Origin of the sequence: Burkholderia humptydooensis (assembly GCF_001513745.1) — a bacterium.
Taxonomy (GTDB): domain Bacteria; phylum Pseudomonadota; class Gammaproteobacteria; order Burkholderiales; family Burkholderiaceae; genus Burkholderia; species Burkholderia humptydooensis.
This window is the reverse complement of record NZ_CP013381.1, coordinates 83,500-100,765: the sequence shown is the minus strand read 5'-3', so window position 1 is coordinate 100,765 and position 17,266 is coordinate 83,500. Positions and strand designations below refer to the sequence as shown.

At 63.8% G+C, this 17,266-nt stretch carries 18 protein-coding genes and 1 pseudogene; 2 read left to right on the top strand and 17 right to left on the bottom strand.

Features of this window, described 5'->3' with window-relative positions:
• Positions 1 to 14 precede the first annotated feature (14 nt).
• The 8 genes from AQ610_RS18730 to AQ610_RS18695 all read right to left on the bottom strand — a co-directional run bounded on the left by AQ610_RS18730 (position 15) and on the right by AQ610_RS18695 (position 7,389).
• On the bottom strand, positions 15 to 1,001 hold the full coding sequence (locus AQ610_RS18730; protein ID WP_006029179.1) for a type II secretion system F family protein: 987 nt from the start codon (positions 999 to 1,001) through the stop codon (positions 15 to 17).
• Entirely contained in the window at positions 998 to 2,425 is a 1,428-nt protein-coding gene (locus AQ610_RS18725; RefSeq protein ID WP_006029180.1) for a TadA family conjugal transfer-associated ATPase, read from the bottom strand. The genes AQ610_RS18730 and AQ610_RS18725 overlap by 4 nt, the downstream gene beginning before the upstream one ends.
• On the bottom strand, positions 2,422 to 3,636 hold the full coding sequence (locus AQ610_RS18720; RefSeq protein WP_006029181.1) for a CpaE/TadZ family protein: 1,215 nt from the start codon (positions 3,634 to 3,636) through the stop codon (positions 2,422 to 2,424). Before AQ610_RS18720 ends, AQ610_RS18725 begins: the two co-directional genes overlap by 4 nt.
• Before the next feature lie 20 nt (positions 3,637 to 3,656).
• Positions 3,657 to 4,049, bottom strand: coding sequence for a CpaD family pilus assembly lipoprotein (locus AQ610_RS18715; protein ID WP_009912480.1), 393 nt, complete (start codon positions 4,047 to 4,049; stop codon positions 3,657 to 3,659).
• A gap of 16 nt (positions 4,050 to 4,065) precedes the next feature.
• Positions 4,066 to 5,412: a type II and III secretion system protein family protein gene (locus tag AQ610_RS18710; protein WP_006029183.1), complete on the bottom strand. Its 1,347-nt coding sequence runs from the start codon at positions 5,410 to 5,412 to the stop codon at positions 4,066 to 4,068.
• 132 nt (positions 5,413 to 5,544) lie between these two features.
• Positions 5,545 to 6,600, bottom strand: a complete 1,056-nt coding sequence (cpaB, locus tag AQ610_RS18705; RefSeq protein WP_009912482.1) for a Flp pilus assembly protein CpaB — start codon at positions 6,598 to 6,600, stop codon at positions 5,545 to 5,547.
• A 14-nt stretch (positions 6,601 to 6,614) separates the two neighbouring features.
• Complete coding sequence (locus tag AQ610_RS18700; RefSeq protein ID WP_009912483.1) at positions 6,615 to 7,115, bottom strand: A24 family peptidase; 501 nt, start codon at positions 7,113 to 7,115, stop codon at positions 6,615 to 6,617.
• Between the two features lie 82 nt (positions 7,116 to 7,197).
• Entirely contained in the window at positions 7,198 to 7,389 is a 192-nt protein-coding gene (locus AQ610_RS18695) for a pilus assembly protein (protein ID WP_043283282.1), read from the bottom strand.
• A 435-nt stretch (positions 7,390 to 7,824) separates the two neighbouring features.
• On the opposite strand from AQ610_RS18695, the pseudogene AQ610_RS36915 reads away from it, so the two are divergent.
• Positions 7,825 to 7,995: pseudogene (locus AQ610_RS36915) on the top strand (hypothetical protein); the annotation flags it as partial.
• Between the two features lie 57 nt (positions 7,996 to 8,052).
• On the opposite strand, the gene AQ610_RS18690 reads toward AQ610_RS36915, so the two are convergent.
• Both AQ610_RS18690 and AQ610_RS18685 read right to left on the bottom strand, forming a co-directional pair.
• Positions 8,053 to 8,379, bottom strand: a complete 327-nt coding sequence (locus AQ610_RS18690) for an H-NS histone family protein (RefSeq protein ID WP_006029185.1) — start codon at positions 8,377 to 8,379, stop codon at positions 8,053 to 8,055.
• A gap of 886 nt (positions 8,380 to 9,265) precedes the next feature.
• Complete coding sequence (locus AQ610_RS18685) at positions 9,266 to 10,123, bottom strand: Crp/Fnr family transcriptional regulator (protein ID WP_009912488.1); 858 nt, start codon at positions 10,121 to 10,123, stop codon at positions 9,266 to 9,268.
• Between the two features lie 339 nt (positions 10,124 to 10,462).
• Here AQ610_RS18685 and AQ610_RS18680 point away from each other — a divergent pair, with 339 nt between their 5' ends.
• A complete protein-coding gene (locus tag AQ610_RS18680) occupies positions 10,463 to 11,842 on the top strand; it encodes an IS4 family transposase (RefSeq protein ID WP_231748990.1) in 1,380 nt (459 codons plus the stop codon).
• A 56-nt stretch (positions 11,843 to 11,898) separates the two neighbouring features.
• On the opposite strand, the gene AQ610_RS18675 is transcribed toward AQ610_RS18680, so the two are convergent.
• The 7 genes from AQ610_RS18675 to AQ610_RS18645 all read right to left on the bottom strand — a co-directional run bounded on the left by AQ610_RS18675 (position 11,899) and on the right by AQ610_RS18645 (position 17,236).
• The gene (locus AQ610_RS18675) at positions 11,899 to 12,657 is read right to left on the bottom strand and encodes a hypothetical protein (RefSeq protein WP_231748985.1); all 759 of its coding nucleotides are present in this window, start codon (positions 12,655 to 12,657) and stop codon (positions 11,899 to 11,901) included.
• A gap of 16 nt (positions 12,658 to 12,673) precedes the next feature.
• Positions 12,674 to 13,057, bottom strand: a complete 384-nt coding sequence (locus tag AQ610_RS18670; protein ID WP_144411840.1) for a hypothetical protein — start codon at positions 13,055 to 13,057, stop codon at positions 12,674 to 12,676.
• An 18-nt stretch (positions 13,058 to 13,075) separates the two neighbouring features.
• Positions 13,076 to 14,377 carry a hypothetical protein gene (locus AQ610_RS38520; protein ID WP_156436728.1) on the bottom strand — a complete coding sequence of 434 codons (1,302 nt, stop codon included), beginning with the start codon at positions 14,375 to 14,377 and terminating at the stop codon, positions 13,076 to 13,078.
• Positions 14,378 to 14,518: 141 nt separating this feature from the next.
• On the bottom strand, positions 14,519 to 14,998 hold the full coding sequence (locus tag AQ610_RS18660; protein WP_009912492.1) for a hypothetical protein: 480 nt from the start codon (positions 14,996 to 14,998) through the stop codon (positions 14,519 to 14,521).
• Positions 14,999 to 15,035: 37 nt separating this feature from the next.
• Entirely contained in the window at positions 15,036 to 15,278 is a 243-nt protein-coding gene (locus AQ610_RS18655; RefSeq protein ID WP_009912493.1) for a hypothetical protein, read from the bottom strand.
• Positions 15,278 to 15,931, bottom strand: coding sequence for an HNH endonuclease signature motif containing protein (locus AQ610_RS18650; RefSeq protein WP_006029192.1), 654 nt, complete (start codon positions 15,929 to 15,931; stop codon positions 15,278 to 15,280). Before AQ610_RS18650 ends, AQ610_RS18655 begins: the two co-directional genes overlap by 1 nt.
• A gap of 285 nt (positions 15,932 to 16,216) precedes the next feature.
• Entirely contained in the window at positions 16,217 to 17,236 is a 1,020-nt protein-coding gene (locus AQ610_RS18645) for an IS110 family RNA-guided transposase (protein ID WP_043283430.1), read from the bottom strand.
• Positions 17,237 to 17,266 lie beyond the last annotated feature (30 nt).

The window sequence follows — 17,266 nt, the reverse complement described above, 5'->3', positions numbered from 1 at the left end:
TAGCGACGGCTCCGTTAGCGAGAGGTGTCCAGGTTGGCGATTTTGCGGATCAGCAGCAGCCCCACCGTGAGCAGCACCGCCGCAAGCATCAGCATCGTGTGGCCCATGCCGGTGTCAAACAACAGTTCGATATAGGGCCGATTGACCAGATACAGGAAACCCATGATCGCGAATGGCACCGCCGCGATGATCTTGGCCGAGATCTTGCCTTCGGCGGTCAGTGCCTTGGTCTTCAACCGCACGTCGCGTCGCGCGCGAATGATTCCCGACAGGTTCTCGAGCGTCTCGGTGAGGCTCCCACCGGTTTCACGCTGAAGCATCAGGCACACGGCGAAGAACGAGAAATCGGCGATTTGAAGGCGCTCGCACGCCTGCTCCAGCACCTCTTTCAAGTCGGCGCCGACACGCAGACCGTCGCCGATCGTGTGAAACGTCGAGCGGACCGGCTCCTGGGACTCGACGCCGGCCGTGACAATGGCGTGCACCACCGGTATGCCGGCGCGCACCGCGCGCACCATCAGGTCGATCGCGTCCGGAAAGACGGCGAGAAAACGCAACCGAAAGCGCACGATGAGCATCCGGTAGACTGCTCGTGCCGTTGCGAGCGGCACACCGATGTCGATGAGTACGCGCAGCCACGCAGGCAGTCCAGCGACCGACGTCGCGACGATAGACAGCGCGAGCGAGACGAGCGTGGCGACAGCGATCAATCGCAGCCCACCCGGGCCGCTGACCGCCCGCACGCGCTGCAGGTGTTGCGACAACCACGTGAGAAACGCGTTGTCACCACCGTAGCCCTGTTCGCCGCTGAACAATTGATGCCGCTTGTCCGCGTCGACCGGGCGCCGCGGCAGCGGCTCGGACCCGCTTGCCGCTTTGACGCGCTGCAGGATACGTCGCGCCGGCCGGTGCCGCACCAGGTTGAATAATTGCGCGGCGATGAGCCCGCCGACGACGATGGCGAGAAAGGCACTTGCGGCGGCGACGTCGGCCGGGCTCATGCTTGTATCGCCTCGAGCAGCGCATTCTCGAAACCGTAGTACGCGGCCCGCGCAGTGAACGCCGGGCGCAGCGACGACGACTCGAACATGCCGCGCACCTGGTCCTGATACGCGGACGTGTCGTAACGGAAGGTAAACAGGTCCTGTGTGATCACCACGTCGCCCTCCATGCCAGCGATCTCGGTCACGTGCGTGACGCGCCGGGTGCCATCACGCATGCGCTCGATATGCACGATCATGTGCACTGCGCTGGCGATCTGCCGGCGGATCGCCACGAGCGGCAGGTTCGCGTTGGCCATCATCACCATGCTTTCAAGCCGCGTGATCGCATCGCGCGGCGTGTTTGCGTGGACCGTCGTCATCGAGCCGTCGTGGCCGGTATTCATCGCCTGCAGCACGTCGAACGCTTCCGGCCCCCGCGTTTCGCCAAGGATGATGCGGTCCGGGCGCATGCGCAGCGCATTGCGCACGAGATCGCGCTGCGTCACCCCGCCCAGTCCCTCGCTGTTCTCCGGGCGTGTCTCGAGGCTCACGACGTGCGGTTGCTGCAGTTGCAGTTCGGCCGCATCCTCGATCGTGACGACACGCTCATGCTCGTCGATGTAGTGCGACAGCGCATTGAGCAGCGTCGTCTTGCCCGAGCCGGTGCCGCCCGAAATCACGATGTTCAGCCGGCACGCACTCGCAATCTTTAGAACGTTGACCATGGCTGGCGAGATGTTGCCCTGTTGCGCCATCCGCGCAAGCGTGATATTGCGCTTGGCGAATTTGCGGATTGAGATCGACGCGCCGCGGATCGCGATCGGCGGCAGCACCACGTTCACGCGGCTGCCATCGGCCAGGCGCGCGTCGACCATCGGACTGCTCTCATCGACGCGGCGCCCAACCGCCGCGGCGATGCGTTGCGCGACGTTGACCACGTGCGTGTTGTCACGAAACTTGAGCGGGGTCAGCTCGAGCCGCCCGCCACGCTCGACGTATACCTGATCCGGGCCATTGACGAGAATGTCGGTCACCGATTCGTCTGCGAGCAATGGCTCGATCGGCCCGACGCCAAACATGTCGTTGAGGATCTCGTCGACAATCCGCACCTGCTCGGCCAGGGTGACCGCCAGCCGATCGCGCATGATCACCTCACGAGCGACCCGCTCAACGCCTTCGCGCACCTGTGCGCGCGGCATCATCAGTGCGGCCGACAAGTTCATTGACGAAAGCACCGCGGTGCGGATCGTGCGGAACGTGTCCGAGCGAATCAGCGCCTCATCACCGTCCGCCGGCTGCGGTTGCGGCGCGGCCCGGGGGACGTTGGACGGAGACGGTGCAATCTTGAGCGGCGCATCAGCAGGCCGCTCGTCTGCACCCGCGCTCGGCGTCTCAGCGAGCGGGGATGCTGTCGGCAACTTGATGCGGCGGCCGAACATCATGCGGTCCTCCGCTTGCCGGTGAGGCGCGCATACCATGGCAACCGGGTGACCGTCTCGCTGCCCGTGAGGCTGTTCGCCAGCGCGACGATCGCCTTCGCGAAACCGGCACGCTTGTTGTCGGGCACCGGCTCGCCGAGGTTCTCGGCCAGCGCCAGCGCGTCCGGTTCGTACGGAAATTGATGAACCGAGGCGCGCGCAAGCGCGCGTGTGAAGTCCTCGCCCTTCACGCGTGCGCGCACCGGCGCTTGCGCATCGTTGACCAACAGCGTGACGAGCGGCTCGCTCGCGCGCTGATCGGCGAACCGGCATAGCCGCGTCGCCTCGTGCACGGCCTGAACAGAGCGGTCAGCGACCACGTGGATCACCGCCGACGCATCCAGTGCCTCGAGCGCCGGACGTCCCGAGTGCGCGGGTACGTCGAGCAGCACGTAATGGTAGTGGCGTTTGAGCAGCCCGACCAATTCGGCGATGGCGCCCGCGCGCAGCGTGAAGTCACTGTCGTACGGCAATTCGCATGACAGCACATGCAACCGGTCGCTTTGCGCGAGCACCGCCTGACTGATCAGCTGGTCGTCAAGGCGCTGCGGGTTCTGCAACAGTTCGCTCAGGCCGTTGTTGGTAACCATGCCGAGCATCGACGTGGCGCCGCCGCCGTACAGGTCGAGATCAACATAGACGATGCGTCGCCGCGTGCCGTCGGCCAGATGGCGGGCCAGTGCGGTCGTGATGGTCGTCACACCGACCCCGCCACGCGCGCCAGTAAAGCTGATCGCCTTGCCCGTGCGCATCGCCGCATGCGGGTCGCTCGCGTGCAACGCCCGCCTGACCAGTTCGGCCGTCAACGGCTTGACCAGATAATCGCGCACGCCAATTTCCAGCAGGCTGCGGAACAGCCCGACATCGTTTCGGTCGCCGATGACGATCACCGTCACCGACGGTTCGCACGCTTCGGCCAGGCGAGCCAGGTCGGACACCGGCATCGACGAGCCGGACACGTCGACGATCAGGTGCTGCGGCGACTGCTCGGTGTGCTTCATCATCTCGATCGCATCGTCGATGCTCCCGCGCACGACGCGCGCGTGGGTAATCACATGATCGAGGATCAGGCTGCGGATCGTCTCCTCGCTGGTGGTGTCGGACACGACGGCAATCAGGCGGTCCGCCGGTCGCGGTTCATTGCGTCGGCTCGCGGCGAATTCGAACGCACTCATCGCTGGCTTCCTGTGGGGGGTCAGTGCGTGATCGGCGCGGTGGTCGACGTCGGGTGCAGCGGCGTCGCGCGTCCTTCGTCATACCGTCGCACCGCGCTGGCAGCCAGGGCCGCATCCGCGCCCGCGTACGGTTGTGGTGCAATCAGGTCCGCTGGCCTCGCCAGCATTACCGCGAGATTCGAGTACGTCGCGCAGCCGAACTGCACGCCCGGCCGCCCGAAGCCCGCGTCGACCATGTGCGACGGCTGCTCGAGCGTCGTGCAGTCAGGCGGCACCGCACGGCCGTCGCGCGGGTCATAGCCGATGACCGACGCATCGGGCATCCCGAGAGGCGGATGGCCTGACATGCAGGCGGCCAGTGTGGCGAGCAGAATCGCACACAGCACGCGGGTGACGATGAAGTGCGCAGTCATCGGACTCTCCCCAGTCTCAATAGATGAAGCCAGCGGCGCCCACCAGGCGCGGCAGGTCGCCGGACAACGGATCAATGCCAATTGCGCGTTGCAACACGTATTCGATATCGCTGCTTGGCTGCGTCACTGAGTCAAGCGCATCGCGCAGCTCGCCAGGGCCGACCGGCTGCACGACGTAGGGCGTGACAATCACGACCACCTCGGTCTTGTCGTTCAGATAGTTCTTCGACGAGAACAGCTTGCCGAGCACGGGCAACCGTGCCAGCCCGGGCAACTCGGCGAGCACGTCGCTGGTCTTGCTCTGAAGGAGCCCGCCAATGGCAAAGCTCTGGCCGCTCGACAGTTCAACGGTGGTCTCCACGCGTCGAACCGTCAGCGCGGGCACCCTGATGCCGTTGGACGTCACGCTGTTGACCGGGTCGATCTCGCTGACCTCCGGACGCACTTTGAGGCTGATGCGGTTATCGGCGAGGACAGTGGGTGTGAAGTCGAGCGAGACGCCAAATGGTTTGAACTCGATGGTGATCGCGCCGGTCGTGTCCTGCGAGACGGGAATGGGAAACTCGCCGCCTGCCAGGAAGCTGGCGGTTTCGCCCGACATCGTCGTGAGGTTCGGCTCGGCGAGCATCGTGATCAGCCCTTCCTGGTCGAGTGCGTCCAGCACGCCGTCGACCGAATAGCGCGACGTGTGAAAGCCCCCGAGCACGGAGAACGCGCCGGTTGGCGACAGATTGAAGAGCCGCGATGTCGGATCGAACAGCGTGCGTCCGTTGAATAGGCCTCCAACGAAATTGCCGCTTGCACCGATCGCGCTCCAGTTGATGCCAAGCTGCTGCGTGATGTTGCGATCGATCTCGGTGACGCGAACGCGCAGATGGACCTGAATCGGGCGCGCGAGCGTCATCCGGTTGACCAGCGTTTCCTTTTCGTGCAGGTACGGTTTGAGCGTTTGCACGACCGCGTCGGCATCGCTCGGACTGGGCACGTGCCCTGCCACCATCAGCGAGCCGGGCGCGCTGGTGAGTGTCAGATGCAGATTCGGAAAGCGCGCATCGAGAATGCGCTGCAGCGTAGGTGTGTCGGCGTTGACCACAATCGTTTCGCGCAGGATGGTCCGGTTGTTGGACCCAAGCGCGAACAGCGTCGTGGTGCCGGCTTTCTTGCCGAGAACGAACACCGACTGCGGCGTCGGCACGTGGACGTCTGCGACGTCGGGGTCGGCAATGAACACCGCGCCTGCTGGCTCCGGCAGCTTCAGCATTTCGCCGCCCCCCGCTGCGACGGTCAGCACTGGGCCGACTGGATCCGCGTGCACGTGCGCGCCAGGGACGAAGCCGACGAGCGCCGCGCAGGCGATCGTCATGCAGGTATGCAGGTCGGCCCGCAACGGGCCGCGCATGCAAAGGACTGAACCAGCGATACGCAGCATGCTCTTTCCCTGTCTCTACTTGTCGGGCCGCATCAGGCCGGGTGACCGCGTCGGCGACCCACGCGGCTATCTGGCCGCCATTGCCGCGGCCGAGTCCGTTGTCACTGTCGCCTGAGGTGACGGCACCGCTGACGAGCCCGCGGAGGGCGGTGCTCGCGTCGCGCTACCCGTCGCACCCGATGGCATCATGGACGGGAGCGGTGGTACGCCGCTCGCTCCACCGCCTGCCGCGTCTTCCGCCTTCGAGCCGTGATACACGATCACGCCGCGCGCAGCCGGGTTGACGGTAGCCGCGCCACGCGCCGCGGGCCGTGGCGCAACTTCTCGAAATGCGCGCGACACCTCGCCGGCCCAGACCGGCGCCGGCGCTTCAGGGGCGAGACTCGCGGGATTTCGCTCGCTGACCGCGAAGCTGCGCAGCGCGAGCGAGAGCGAGCCCAGATGCGAGGCGAGCGTGATCGCCTGCGCGTAGAACGGCGTCACCTCCAGCGTGACGGTTCGCGCGCGCGCACTCGAGTTGGAGTTGGAATTGGAGTTGGTCTGCGCGGCATCGTCCTTCGGACGCTGGAACACTGACCCGACCGCGAGTACGCGTACGCGGCTCGCGACCGTTTCCGACACAATCGCATGATCTGGTGGAACCGGTGGGCCACCACTGGTGCCGAGTTGCTGCGTAAGCAGCACGTCAACATAGTCGCCCGGCTCGATGAGCCCTGCATTGCCGGACACGTCGTCGATGGCCACCGAGATCGCGCGCATGCCGAGTTTCAGTGCGGCAGCCAGGAAGCCCGGCGCATTCGGCGAAATCACGTCGCCGGCGCCGATCGGTGTGCCTTCGCGTACCATGTGACGCAGCAGATTCCCTTTCAGGTCGCTACCACCGGGCTCGCCTTCGGCCCACGCACCGGGTGGCACTTGGTCGCGCGGCACACTCTTCCAGACCAGATCACTGTCACGCAGCAACAGGCCTTCCGGCAAGTCTGCCGCCGCGGCGCGCACCCGTGCCATGACCGGCGCCGGAGGCGGAACAGGACGCGATGCGGCGATGAACAGTCCGCGCATGACGAACGCGCCGATGGCTGCAATCACGGTCAGGGCGGCGAGTTTGAAGATGTTGGACATGGTGGCGCTAACCTTCACGCGACGGGCCAGTGCGGCATGGACGTGACGGGCGCCCACACCGCTTGCAGGCCACCCAACGCAAGCGCAATACCGTATGGCACGCCGCGCGACGGAGCCAGGGAGGTCAGCCAGAGCGGAGCATGGGCGACGCGGCGCAGCATCGCGCCGGCAGTCAGCACCGCAAGCCCGATGACAAGTCCGCACACCGATACGGTGAAAAAGACACCCGCCGCATGCGCGAGTCCCGCCCACCAAAACACCACCGCGGCGAGTTTGGCATCGCCACCGGCGATCCAGCCGAAACGCCACATCACCGCTGCCACGGCAAAAGCAATGCCGCCCGCCACTGCATGGGCCGCAAGCTCGGGGGCGTGCGACCCCGCAAGGAAGGCGTGCACACAATACAGCGCGGCCAGCGCCGCCACGGACAGATTGGGCAAGCGCCTGAATCGCAAATCGGAGACGGCCAGCGCAATGACAACCCAGCAGGCCGCGACCTTCACCAAGTACGCCATGTAGTTTTCGGTATAACCAGCTGCGCCACAGGCGCGGGCCGACCGGTGCGCCGGCGCGTGTGCCGGCAGCCTCAGCGTGCAATCAGTGGCCGTTCGTCTGAACGCTCGTCACTTTGGCGATCATGTTCGAGAACAGCGCGGGCAGCCCCGAGTTGCCACCGAAAATCAGACCGGCGGCGGCGACCGCGACCACCACGATGCCAGCCAGCACCGAGTACTCCAATGCACTGACGCCTCGCTCGTCTTGTGACAGTTTTTGAATAGAATGTCGCATGAGAACCTCCATTGACAGACCCTGTTTGAGCGCACGACTACGTCGCGACGGCGACGAAAGGGGGGTGGGAACCCCCGATTCGTACAGACTGCAAATATCCTCTCAGCCTCGATATGTAAGACTGCACACGATCGGACACATCCAGTGACGCTGGAGCCTTACCGAACCGTCGGTGCGGGAAAGCGATTCGGCGCTGTTTCAATGAACGCGAATGCTTTGGTTCTTGCTGCGCGGACGGATAATCCTCACAGCCAAACGGGACCATCATTAATTATCATAAGACAGCTTCACGCCAAACGTTTGCTTTTTCTTGCGTACGACGATAATGCCCGGCGACCGGCTTACGCATCGGGCACCCGCGGTTGCCCCTCTGAGCAGGCTTTTGACTCCGTGTCCGTACCCCTGTTTCGGCCGCGCCCGAGCCCAACACGCGGTGTGCAACCCGACGATTGGGAGGAGTGGCTCACCACGTCGAACGTCGATGCCGCGCGCGCGATGTTGCAGTTGTTTCCGGCAGACGAGAGGGCGGCAGAGCCCGCGCCGAACGCCTCCGACCGCAACGCCGCCACCGGGACCGACGTCCAGTCCAACTCATCGCTGTTCTGAGTCGCAGGGTGCGGCGTTGCCCTGGTGGGTCGATCGCAGCCGCGGCCCCTGCGCGTCCTACGCTTCTTCGCCGGGCCACCACGGCTTCGCGGCACGCTCGACGAGGAAGTGGTCAAGATTCTTCCCCTCGAGCCATTTGGGGCGCGGGCCATGGCCGGACCAGGACTTGCCCGACGACGGGTCGTAGTACTTCGCCGGCGCCCGCCGTTTGCGCGATTTCCGGAAGCCCGCTGCGCGCAGCAGTTCGTCTTCCGTGATGCCGTAGAGCGCAACGTGCTCCTGAACGGCGGCCAAATACGCCGCCCGCTCGTCTTTCTTGACGTCCGCGAGACGGATATTCAATTCGCGCAGTTGTGCCTGAAGGTCTTGTAGTTCAACGATCACGATCGTTACCGAGTTATCTCAATACGGCGGAATGGTACCGGATGATCGGTGCGGTTTTGAAAGTTCGGCGTAGGCCGATCCGGACAGTCGATGATGGCACCCGTAATGTCGGTGCTGGTGAGTGCCGCGAACAACGCGGCGCAGAGCGCTTTCTGGATCCGGATGTTGGTGGCTGCAGCGCGCACGAAATACAGGCGTAGAAACGTCTCGAGGTCAGTGTCGGTGCCATCGCGCCGCACGTACTCGCGGTAGGTAGCCGAGATCTTTGGTCGAGTCGACGATCATGGCGGTCGGCGATGGCCTCCTTCTGCAGACTCGGGCGGGGAAAGGGGCAGGGCGCATGGTCGAAGGGCTGGCAGCGATTGACGGTTAGTTGCGTTGTTGAAATACCCCCCTTTCTGCTGACTTCTCTGCGATGGATAACCGACGTCGTCACGGGCAGCTAGGCGCGCGCACGCGCGCGTTGAGCCGGTGGCCGGCTTGCCGGCCACCGGTGATTTACGCGCCGTTGCGCCGCGGCGGCCGCCGGCCGTCGTGGCGCTTACGGCCTGCCGGAGGCGAGTGCTCAAGGGCCGCTGGTTTGTCCAGGCAAGCGGGCGAACGCCCGCGTGATCCCTCGCCGGCACACCGGCGAGGGTGGATTTGCCTAGGTAGTTAGAGATAGCTTCTGATTAAGAGCCGACAATTGACTGCGATCAGACCCGACATTTAATCGCCTTTATCCACAGCTTCGCCGCATGACGGCCCGCGCGCGCGGGACGAATGCTGTCCCTGTCATCGCTCAGCACGTCGTCTCGGCCGGCAACCCGTCGAAAGCGTGCCCTCAGGCCGAGCGCCGCCCTCGCGGCGGCGATCGAAAGGTGGTGATTTATGGGGAAAGCGAAGATCAGGTGGGCGGTGCTAACTGCCGACGCGCTTCGGCGTAGCAGGTGTCCCGGTCCCACTCGGGATGGATCGATTTCAACTGAGCGGCGCACAGCATGACGCTGCGCTCGTAATCTGCGAGCCGACGGGCATGGTCGCGCTCAACGAACCGTTTTGAGGACTTCTCGGGGAGCGACGCCACGAGCGCGGCCGCGGCCGCACGGCGTTCGCGCTTGTATTGTTGTGCGGCACGCCGCTGCACGCGCAGGTGCGCGCGGCTGCGCTCATGTTGGAGCCATGCGCCCATGCCGAATGCGGCGAACAGTGCGGAGGGAAGGTATTTGATCGCCGCGAGTCCCTTGTAGCGATCGCCCGCGGACGACTCCTGCAGCGCACACTGGCGACGGATCTTGGCCAGGCCGGCGGTCTGCAGATCCCGAAGCGCACGTTCGGCACGCCGCACACCGAGCCCAGCCTGATCGGCAAAGAACGGCAGGGTGAGATCGACCCAGCCGGTGGCGGCCGGGATGCCGACACGGAGGGTGGCCAGATCGCAGTATTTGATCATGGCCCGCAGCAGCTGCGCGCACGCGATCCGGCGTTCACTTCGCTGCTGGCGCCGTGAGCCGTTAGCGGCGTTCAGCGCGGGAAGCCAACGCGCCGGCCGATCGAGGTAGCGCTCGAGGCGGAGCGACAAGGTGCGCAGGATCCGTGGCGAATTCGACGGCGCAGGCGCGGGAATGTCCTCTGGCCAAATCCGATCCGGCAACGCGACGCCGCGTGCACGGCCGCGCGGCCGCAGCTGCACGTCGCGCGTCGACGTCGGCGCGCTTGTGGCACGCTCGCCGTCGATTGCCGGATGGGAGAGGGAGATCGTCACGGGCGCAGGATTATCGCGTCGTGCCGCTCGACTGATTGCTTAGGAGAATGAAACCGCACGCAGCGCGGGAATACGCGGATAGGCTGATCGTCATGGCAATCGCGATCCATTGAGTGCGTTGTTGATCGCGCTTGACACCAGTTCGTGGCGAACTAGAATGAGGCAGTCCCCTCAGGACCGATGCGTGCCACGAGCCGTGTGTCAAGCGTCAGCGGAACCCCCTGTTTGCCGACCTCAGGATTACCCACATCCTTCGGGATACGACGCGAAAATTGCTTGTAAACGAGTCACGTCGCTGTTAACGTTCACGCAATCTGTTGTTAGCGGAATGCGAGATTGGTGTTCGTGAACGATGTTGACGATTGGGCAAACACGGAGTTCGGTGCGGCGAACTTGGGCGATGCCCGTCTGGGGCGGCGTCTCGTTGCCTTGGCGCGGCGCCTCGCCTGCAGTCCGCAGTGCTCGTTTCCACAATCCCTCAAAGCAGCCGAACTTAAGGCCGCATATCGCTTTTTCGACAATGCGCAAGTCGACACCGACGGCATCCTCGCGCCGCACATAACACAAACGCTGAACCGGATGGCCGAGGTTCCAGTCGTGCTGGCCGTACAGGACACAACGGAATTCAACCTGTCGCATCTTCCAGCAACGGAAGGGTTGGGCTATGGTTCGAGAAATAGCATCCATCAACGCGGTTTCATGATGCACAGCTTGCTGGCTGTCACTCCAGAAGGCTTGCCGCTGGGGTTGCTGGGAATGAAGACGTGGGTACGGCCCGATGAAGGCTTCGGTAAGAAGCATCAACGCAAAACCCGTCCGATCCATGAGAAGGAAAGCGCCAAATGGATCGAGGGAATTGCGCATCTCGCCGCGCTCAAAAAGCGTTGTGCCGAACCGCGCTTCGTCTGCGTCGGTGACCGTGAGAGCGATCTGTACGAGCTGTTTACGATAGAGCGTCCCGCAGGCGTGGACTGGCTGATTCGCGCGGCCGTCAATCGCCGGGCATGCCATCCCGAGGGGTATCTGTGGGAGGCCGTTCAGGCTACCGTGCCCCTGGGTAGAACCGAATTGCTGGTGCCCGGCGGCCACAATTTCCCGCAGCGTACGGCAGGCCTGACGTTGCGTTGCGCGACGGTACGATTGCAGCCTCCAAGAGGACGCGCAAGAGGGTTGCCGAAAGTCGATGTGTTTGCGATTCACGCAATCGAAGATGCTCCTCCTGACGGCGTTGAGCCGATCGAGTGGATGCTGCTGAGTTCGGTAGAAACGACCACATTTGATGACGCTCTTGAGCGGTTGGCCTGGTATGCACGTCGTTGGACCATTGAATCGTGGCATCGCGTACTGAAAAGCGGATGCCAAGTCGAGGCGCGACAGTTTGGGAGTCTTGATCGGTTCGTCCGAGCAACCGCCTTGTTTGCCGTCATTAGTTGGCGCATTCTGTATGCGACCATGCTGTCGCGAATCGACACAGAACTGCCTTGCGAGGTGTTGCTGCAACCCGTTGAATGGCAGGCACTGTATTGCCAAACACAGCACACCACGGAGTTGCCAAAGCAGGTCCCATCCCTGAAGCAGGCCGTGTTGTGGATAGCCATGCTGGGCGGCTATTTGAATCGCAAGCATGACCGGCCACCCGGCCCTACCGTTCTGTGGCGAGGCTTCCTCGTGCTGCACGAAGTCACAAAAATGTATCGGCTCTTTCGACAAAACGAATAGCATTCTCGGTCTCTTTGTGGGTAATCCTCAGGTTTGCCGACAGGGGGTTTCATTTTTTAGAGCGCACGCCTTTGCCGCTCGAGTGCGCCGACGCGTTTGCCGACCACGACGACATTGCGTGGATAGCGCTTGGCGAAGTAGCCTTCCGGGGCGTCGCGATCGCGCAAGTGCAAGCTGAAATCACCGCGAGGGGCGACGCGTGCGGCGAGCCGCACTGCCTCAAACCAGGCGTTCGCGTAGTGGTCGGGACGCGGAGGTGAAGGCAGAAACACCCAATGCACGATCACAGCCAGGCACGTCATGTAGAGGAACGTCGTCGCCAGCGTGTTGACGATTGAGCGGAAGTCATGCGCGTTGGCTGTCAGGATCTGATGCAGTCCGTCCGCAAACTCGACGGGGTTCGTGAACCACATCAGTACGCCGAGCCCGAACGCCACCGCTGGCATGAACATGAGCACATTGGTGAGCGCTCGGAAGACGCCTGCGGCGACGTCGGTCCAGATCCGGAGCTTGAAGCGCCACTCCTGAGCGAGCTCGGCCTCGATATTCCGGATCGCGCCGTCCGGAATCTCGCCAACGGGCACGTCGTTCAGGCGGATTTCCCACACCGTGCCCGCGGTGATATTGACCGTGGCCGGGGGCGTCGACGGTGACTGGCCGCGCCGGGAAATCAGCCGATTGATTGCTTCGGAAAGGGGAATCGCCAGAATCGCGGCGAGCAGGACAGCCACGCCATTCTTGAAGTGCGATGCGGCGGCGATTGCGAGAACGATGGCCGCTGCCATCACAAGGGTTGAGTTACGGACGGGACGCATGGTGTTTTCCTCTACGTTAGATGGACGCGTGACCGCCGTCCGTTAGGATTGCTTGGTCAACAAACGGAATCCCGATGAGGTGGCACAAGACGACGTAGCTCTCGGGTGAAAGCGGGCCGATTTGGACCTGCTCATTGGCGACGAAATACGTGCAACCGTCCGGGCCCAGCGAAACGCGACAGGCCGATCGCTCAAACGTACAGGTTGAGTCGCTCGAGACGACGACCACCAGGCCGTTCGGCGCAGGAGCGAAGCGCGTACTCTCGAGCGTGACCGGCGATGCGGGAGCTGGAGTGCCGGACTGCATGAACTCGGCCTGGCCCGCAGCCATTCGATCATCGACTGGCGATCGGCCGTGATGGTTGGCATGGTTGTCATTTCGTTGCTTCGGTGCGTCCATAGTGGTTCCCAGGTTTCCTCATCGACATGGGTGGTCCGGGCGGCTACCACGCATAACCTGCACCCACGCCAGCGGCGACCGTGCCGCGCGTGTTCGTGGAGCCGCTCGCCTTGAAGATCCATCGGCCGGCATACGTGGACAAGCCGACCGCCATCGCCGACTGCCCGGCGTGGCTGCCGCCGCCGATTGCGACCACGCTCGTTCCGGGACTCGGCGCTTGCGGCAGACTCGCGATCGCGACGGCCGACGCGGTACCGCCATTGGCGTCACGGTGGTCATGCTCGATCTGGTTGCGCACGCTGCCCAACGAGTCGTTGAGCTGTTGAACGTTGACCGCATCGGTCGGCGCGACGCCCGCGGAAACGTTGGTGAGCGTCCGCGTAAGCCACGTTGCGGCGTTGCCGAACGACACGGTGTGTCGCGCTCAGCGACGGTTCCCGGGCCGAGGGCAACGGCATTGTTCGCCGGGGTGGTGGCGTTGCCGCCGGTGGATGCGCCGATCGTGATCGTGCCGGCCCCCGGTGCACCGCCGGTTTGCTGAACGAGCCCGAGCGCGCCGGCCGCGAGGCTGGTCGATAAGGCGGTCAATGCGGCACCGTTCGCCGCAACACCCGTCGACAGCGACGCGACCGACTGCCTGGTCGATGTCGACAGCGACGTGGCGTATGTGGACGTGGCCTGGATCGCCTGATACGCCGCGTAGAGCACCGATCCATTCACCGCATCGGTGCTGACGGCCGAGATCGTACCGGCCGCGACGTTCGTGAGCTGCCGCTCGGCGCCGATGGTCCCGAAGCTCACGACGCTTGCAGGGGTGCTGCCCGCAAGGTCGTAGGTCCGCCCGGCGACCGTGACGGGAAGTACCACGCGCACCGCGGCTGTGACGAACCCTGCGCCGATGGCCACGTCCCCGGCGCTGACGGCGCCCGCGCCCTGACCAAGCGCGATCGCTGCAAGCGCAGTTGCCGATGAGTTTGCGCCCAGCGCGACCGCCGTGGCCGCCGCCGTGGCGCTGGTTCCGACCGCGACCGCACTGGCCTGCGCGACGGCCGCCGTGCCGAGGGCGATCGCATTCACGTCGGCAGCGGTACCGCCCGCGCCGATCGCGAGCGCGTTTTGTCCGAGCGCTTGCTCACCCGAGCCGATCGCGACGGAGTAGTCGCCTACCGCACGCGAGCCGTTTCCGGTGGCGATCGCGCCATCGCCCAGATTGGGGGCGCCGTTCGTCGTGCCGGCGCACGACCCAGTCCACCCCGAGGTGATCGCGGTGGCAATCGCGATCGATATCCCCGTCCGCTTTGGCCGACAGATCTTATTCATTACAATCCTCTATACAAAATCGAGAGCCCGGGTCACGGGACACGTGCGCCTGCGCTTGCGCAGGGCTTGGATCCCCCTTGCTCCTGTCCTCCGCCAAGATTCCGGGAGCAGGGGGAGGCCTTTCCAAACAGGCGTCGCGTTTCAGGGTGAGACCATCACCTCCTCGTTGCGGGACAAGGTCTTCTTCGCCGTTACAACGACATCGTCTTCGCGCGGCCGATTCGGCAGCAGGTGCGCCGCGTCTGTCGCCCCGCGCGCGCATGCGAGACTCGTCGAGTTCGCTGCGACCGCGCAGAGGCGTTCGCGAGCTCGCTCGGTCTCCGCCCAGAATTCCGGCGTGCTCGTGATCGATGCGATTTCCGAATCGGCATAACGCGCGCCGCGGCGGGCCTCGATGGTCTGCAACGCGTCGTAGACGAACGGGGCGAGCGACTTCAGGACGCCCCGGACAGACGAGCGCGATTCCGCCGACTCAGCGGGCGAGTGAAGACAGGGTAATCCGGTCATGACTGGTACGCCCATCAGCGGTGCCGGGCGAGCGTCAAGCTCCAGCGCAGCGGCTCCGACAGATGTCAGCGCCAACGTCGCGAGGAGCAGGGCGGAAGCGGCGAGGCGTTTCATGTAGTTCTCCACGTAGATGCGACTGTCGCCGCATGAGTCAGCGCAAGCGATGCTGCTGCGTACCCGTAATCCCGGCCGGCAGGTTGCTTTCCTTAATGAAGCCCGTTCCCTTTCCCCCGACAATCTTCAGGTGCTCGACCTCGACCTTCGCGCTATTGATCACCACCTGCGCGACCTGAGCAATCGCCTGCGCACGCTCGATCTCCATCGGCTGTTCCTTGCTCCGCAATTGCGCAAGCGTTTCGAACAGGTGCTTTCGCAGGTCCTCGATCGTGTTCATCACTTTCTCCGGTTGATGGTTCGGACGACAGCTGCCTTCAGGCGAATCACGCCCTTCAGTTCTTCGGGAAGGTTGTGAATCGAATTGCGCTGCATCAGCTCGACGCGCGGTATGCACTCGAGGTTGGGAAGCGCGATATGAGACTTGTCGCCGTCACGGAAACACACGGCGTGGCCGGGCGGCACCGGACCGTGCACCCGCTCCCAGAGCAGGATGTGTACGGCAACCCAATCGCGTGGCGGATAACCGGTATCGGTAACCTTGCGCTGCAGGTAGCCTTCTTTCGAATAGCGTTCGCTGCCAATGGGCATCCAGTTGCGCGGCTTGCTGCCCTTCTTGAACCGGGTCGCCTCACCGCCCGTGGTAACGCCCTTCTTGCCCTTGTTCCACGGCACGTGACCCTTTGGGAAGCGACAGCTCGTGCCGCGCGAGCCGTCGAAGCGGCCGGACCCGGCACTCCCGTAGAAGTCCGGTGATTTTCGGATTCCCAGTGCGGCCGCCTTGGCATGGACGGTGTAAACCGCACAATCGAGCACGCGCGCGATCAGCTCGGCTGTCTCGTACGGATAACGCTCGCGCAGGTATTCGATTTCGGCCGGCCACCATTTCTTGCGCGGCCCGCGCGGCGAATCGAACTGCGTGGCTCGCTTCATGTCGCTCTATATGAACGCGTCCCGTTTGCAACAGTTCTCGTGTGTTCCGACAGACAGGATGGGCTGCAGCTCTATATTCGGCCTTGATGCAGTCGATATTGCCGCTGCGGGCCCCTATGAAATCCGCTGGCCCGCGCCTCACTCTCCTAACGAGCTCAAAGCTCTTGGTGACATTCAGGCTTGGCGGGCCCAGGTCCTACCTGGCTCGTCATCACACTCGATTGCTGCGCAACCTTTCGACGTTCACCCTGTGTAAATGTTGATCTTCTACCTCGCAGGAACCGATTAGACTGGTTTCACGCTGATGTAGTCCTTTCGATACGCTCGCTCATGAGCGAGTACCGCCCAGATCGTTCGCGCCGTCTTGTTGGCCAGTGCGACGATCACGACATTCGTCGGCCGTCGCTTCTTGATCTGCTCAACCCACGGCCCAGGCTCCTTCGCGTGCGTCAGTACGCTTCGTGCGCCGTGAATCAGCAACGTCCGCAGATACGTGTCGCCTCTCTTGCTGATTCCATGCAGATTCACCTTGCCGCCAGAACCTGTCTGCTTGGGCACCAAACCCGCCCACGCCGCAAATTCCCGCCCCGATCTGAACGCTTTCGGATCGCCCATCATGGCCACTGCAGCGGTCGCCGTCAGCAACCCCACGCCAGGAATCTCGCTGATCGCCTGCACCGCCCGGTCTTCCTTCTTCCATTCGCGCATCCGACGCTCGATCTCGGCAACCTGCTCGTCCAGTCTCGCCAACCCGCTCCACTGCTCGCGCAGCGTTTCGATCAGTGCCGCTGGCAGACGCTCCGCGATCCGGCTAAGCGCCGCCGGTATCTCCTTGTCCAGTGCCGCCCGGCCCTTGCTCATCACTTCGCCGTATTCCGTCAGCAATCCACGCAGCCCGTTGATCTGCATCGTGCGGAACTTCACCAACTGCTCGCGCATCCGATGCAGCGCCAACATCGCCTGCTGCATTTCCGTCTTCACCGCTATCGGCTTGCCCGGCTGCTGCACTGCCAGCCATATCGCTCTCGCGTCTGCCGCATCGTTCTTGTTACGGATGTTGAACGCCTTCACGAACTCCGCCGGCATCAGCCTGACCTCATGACCCATCTGCTTTAGCGCTCGGGCCCAGTGGTGCGCACCGCCACACGCCTCCATCCCAATTACGCACCGATCACGATTCACGAAGTGCTCCAGGAACTTCGCTCGCTTGATCGCCTTGTTCACAATCTCGCCGCTTGCCTGATCAACGTAATGCACCTGGAATACGTTCTTGGCGATATCGACGCCCACTGCCATACTGTTCATCGTGGATCCTCCGGTTGCCGGGAAATGCGT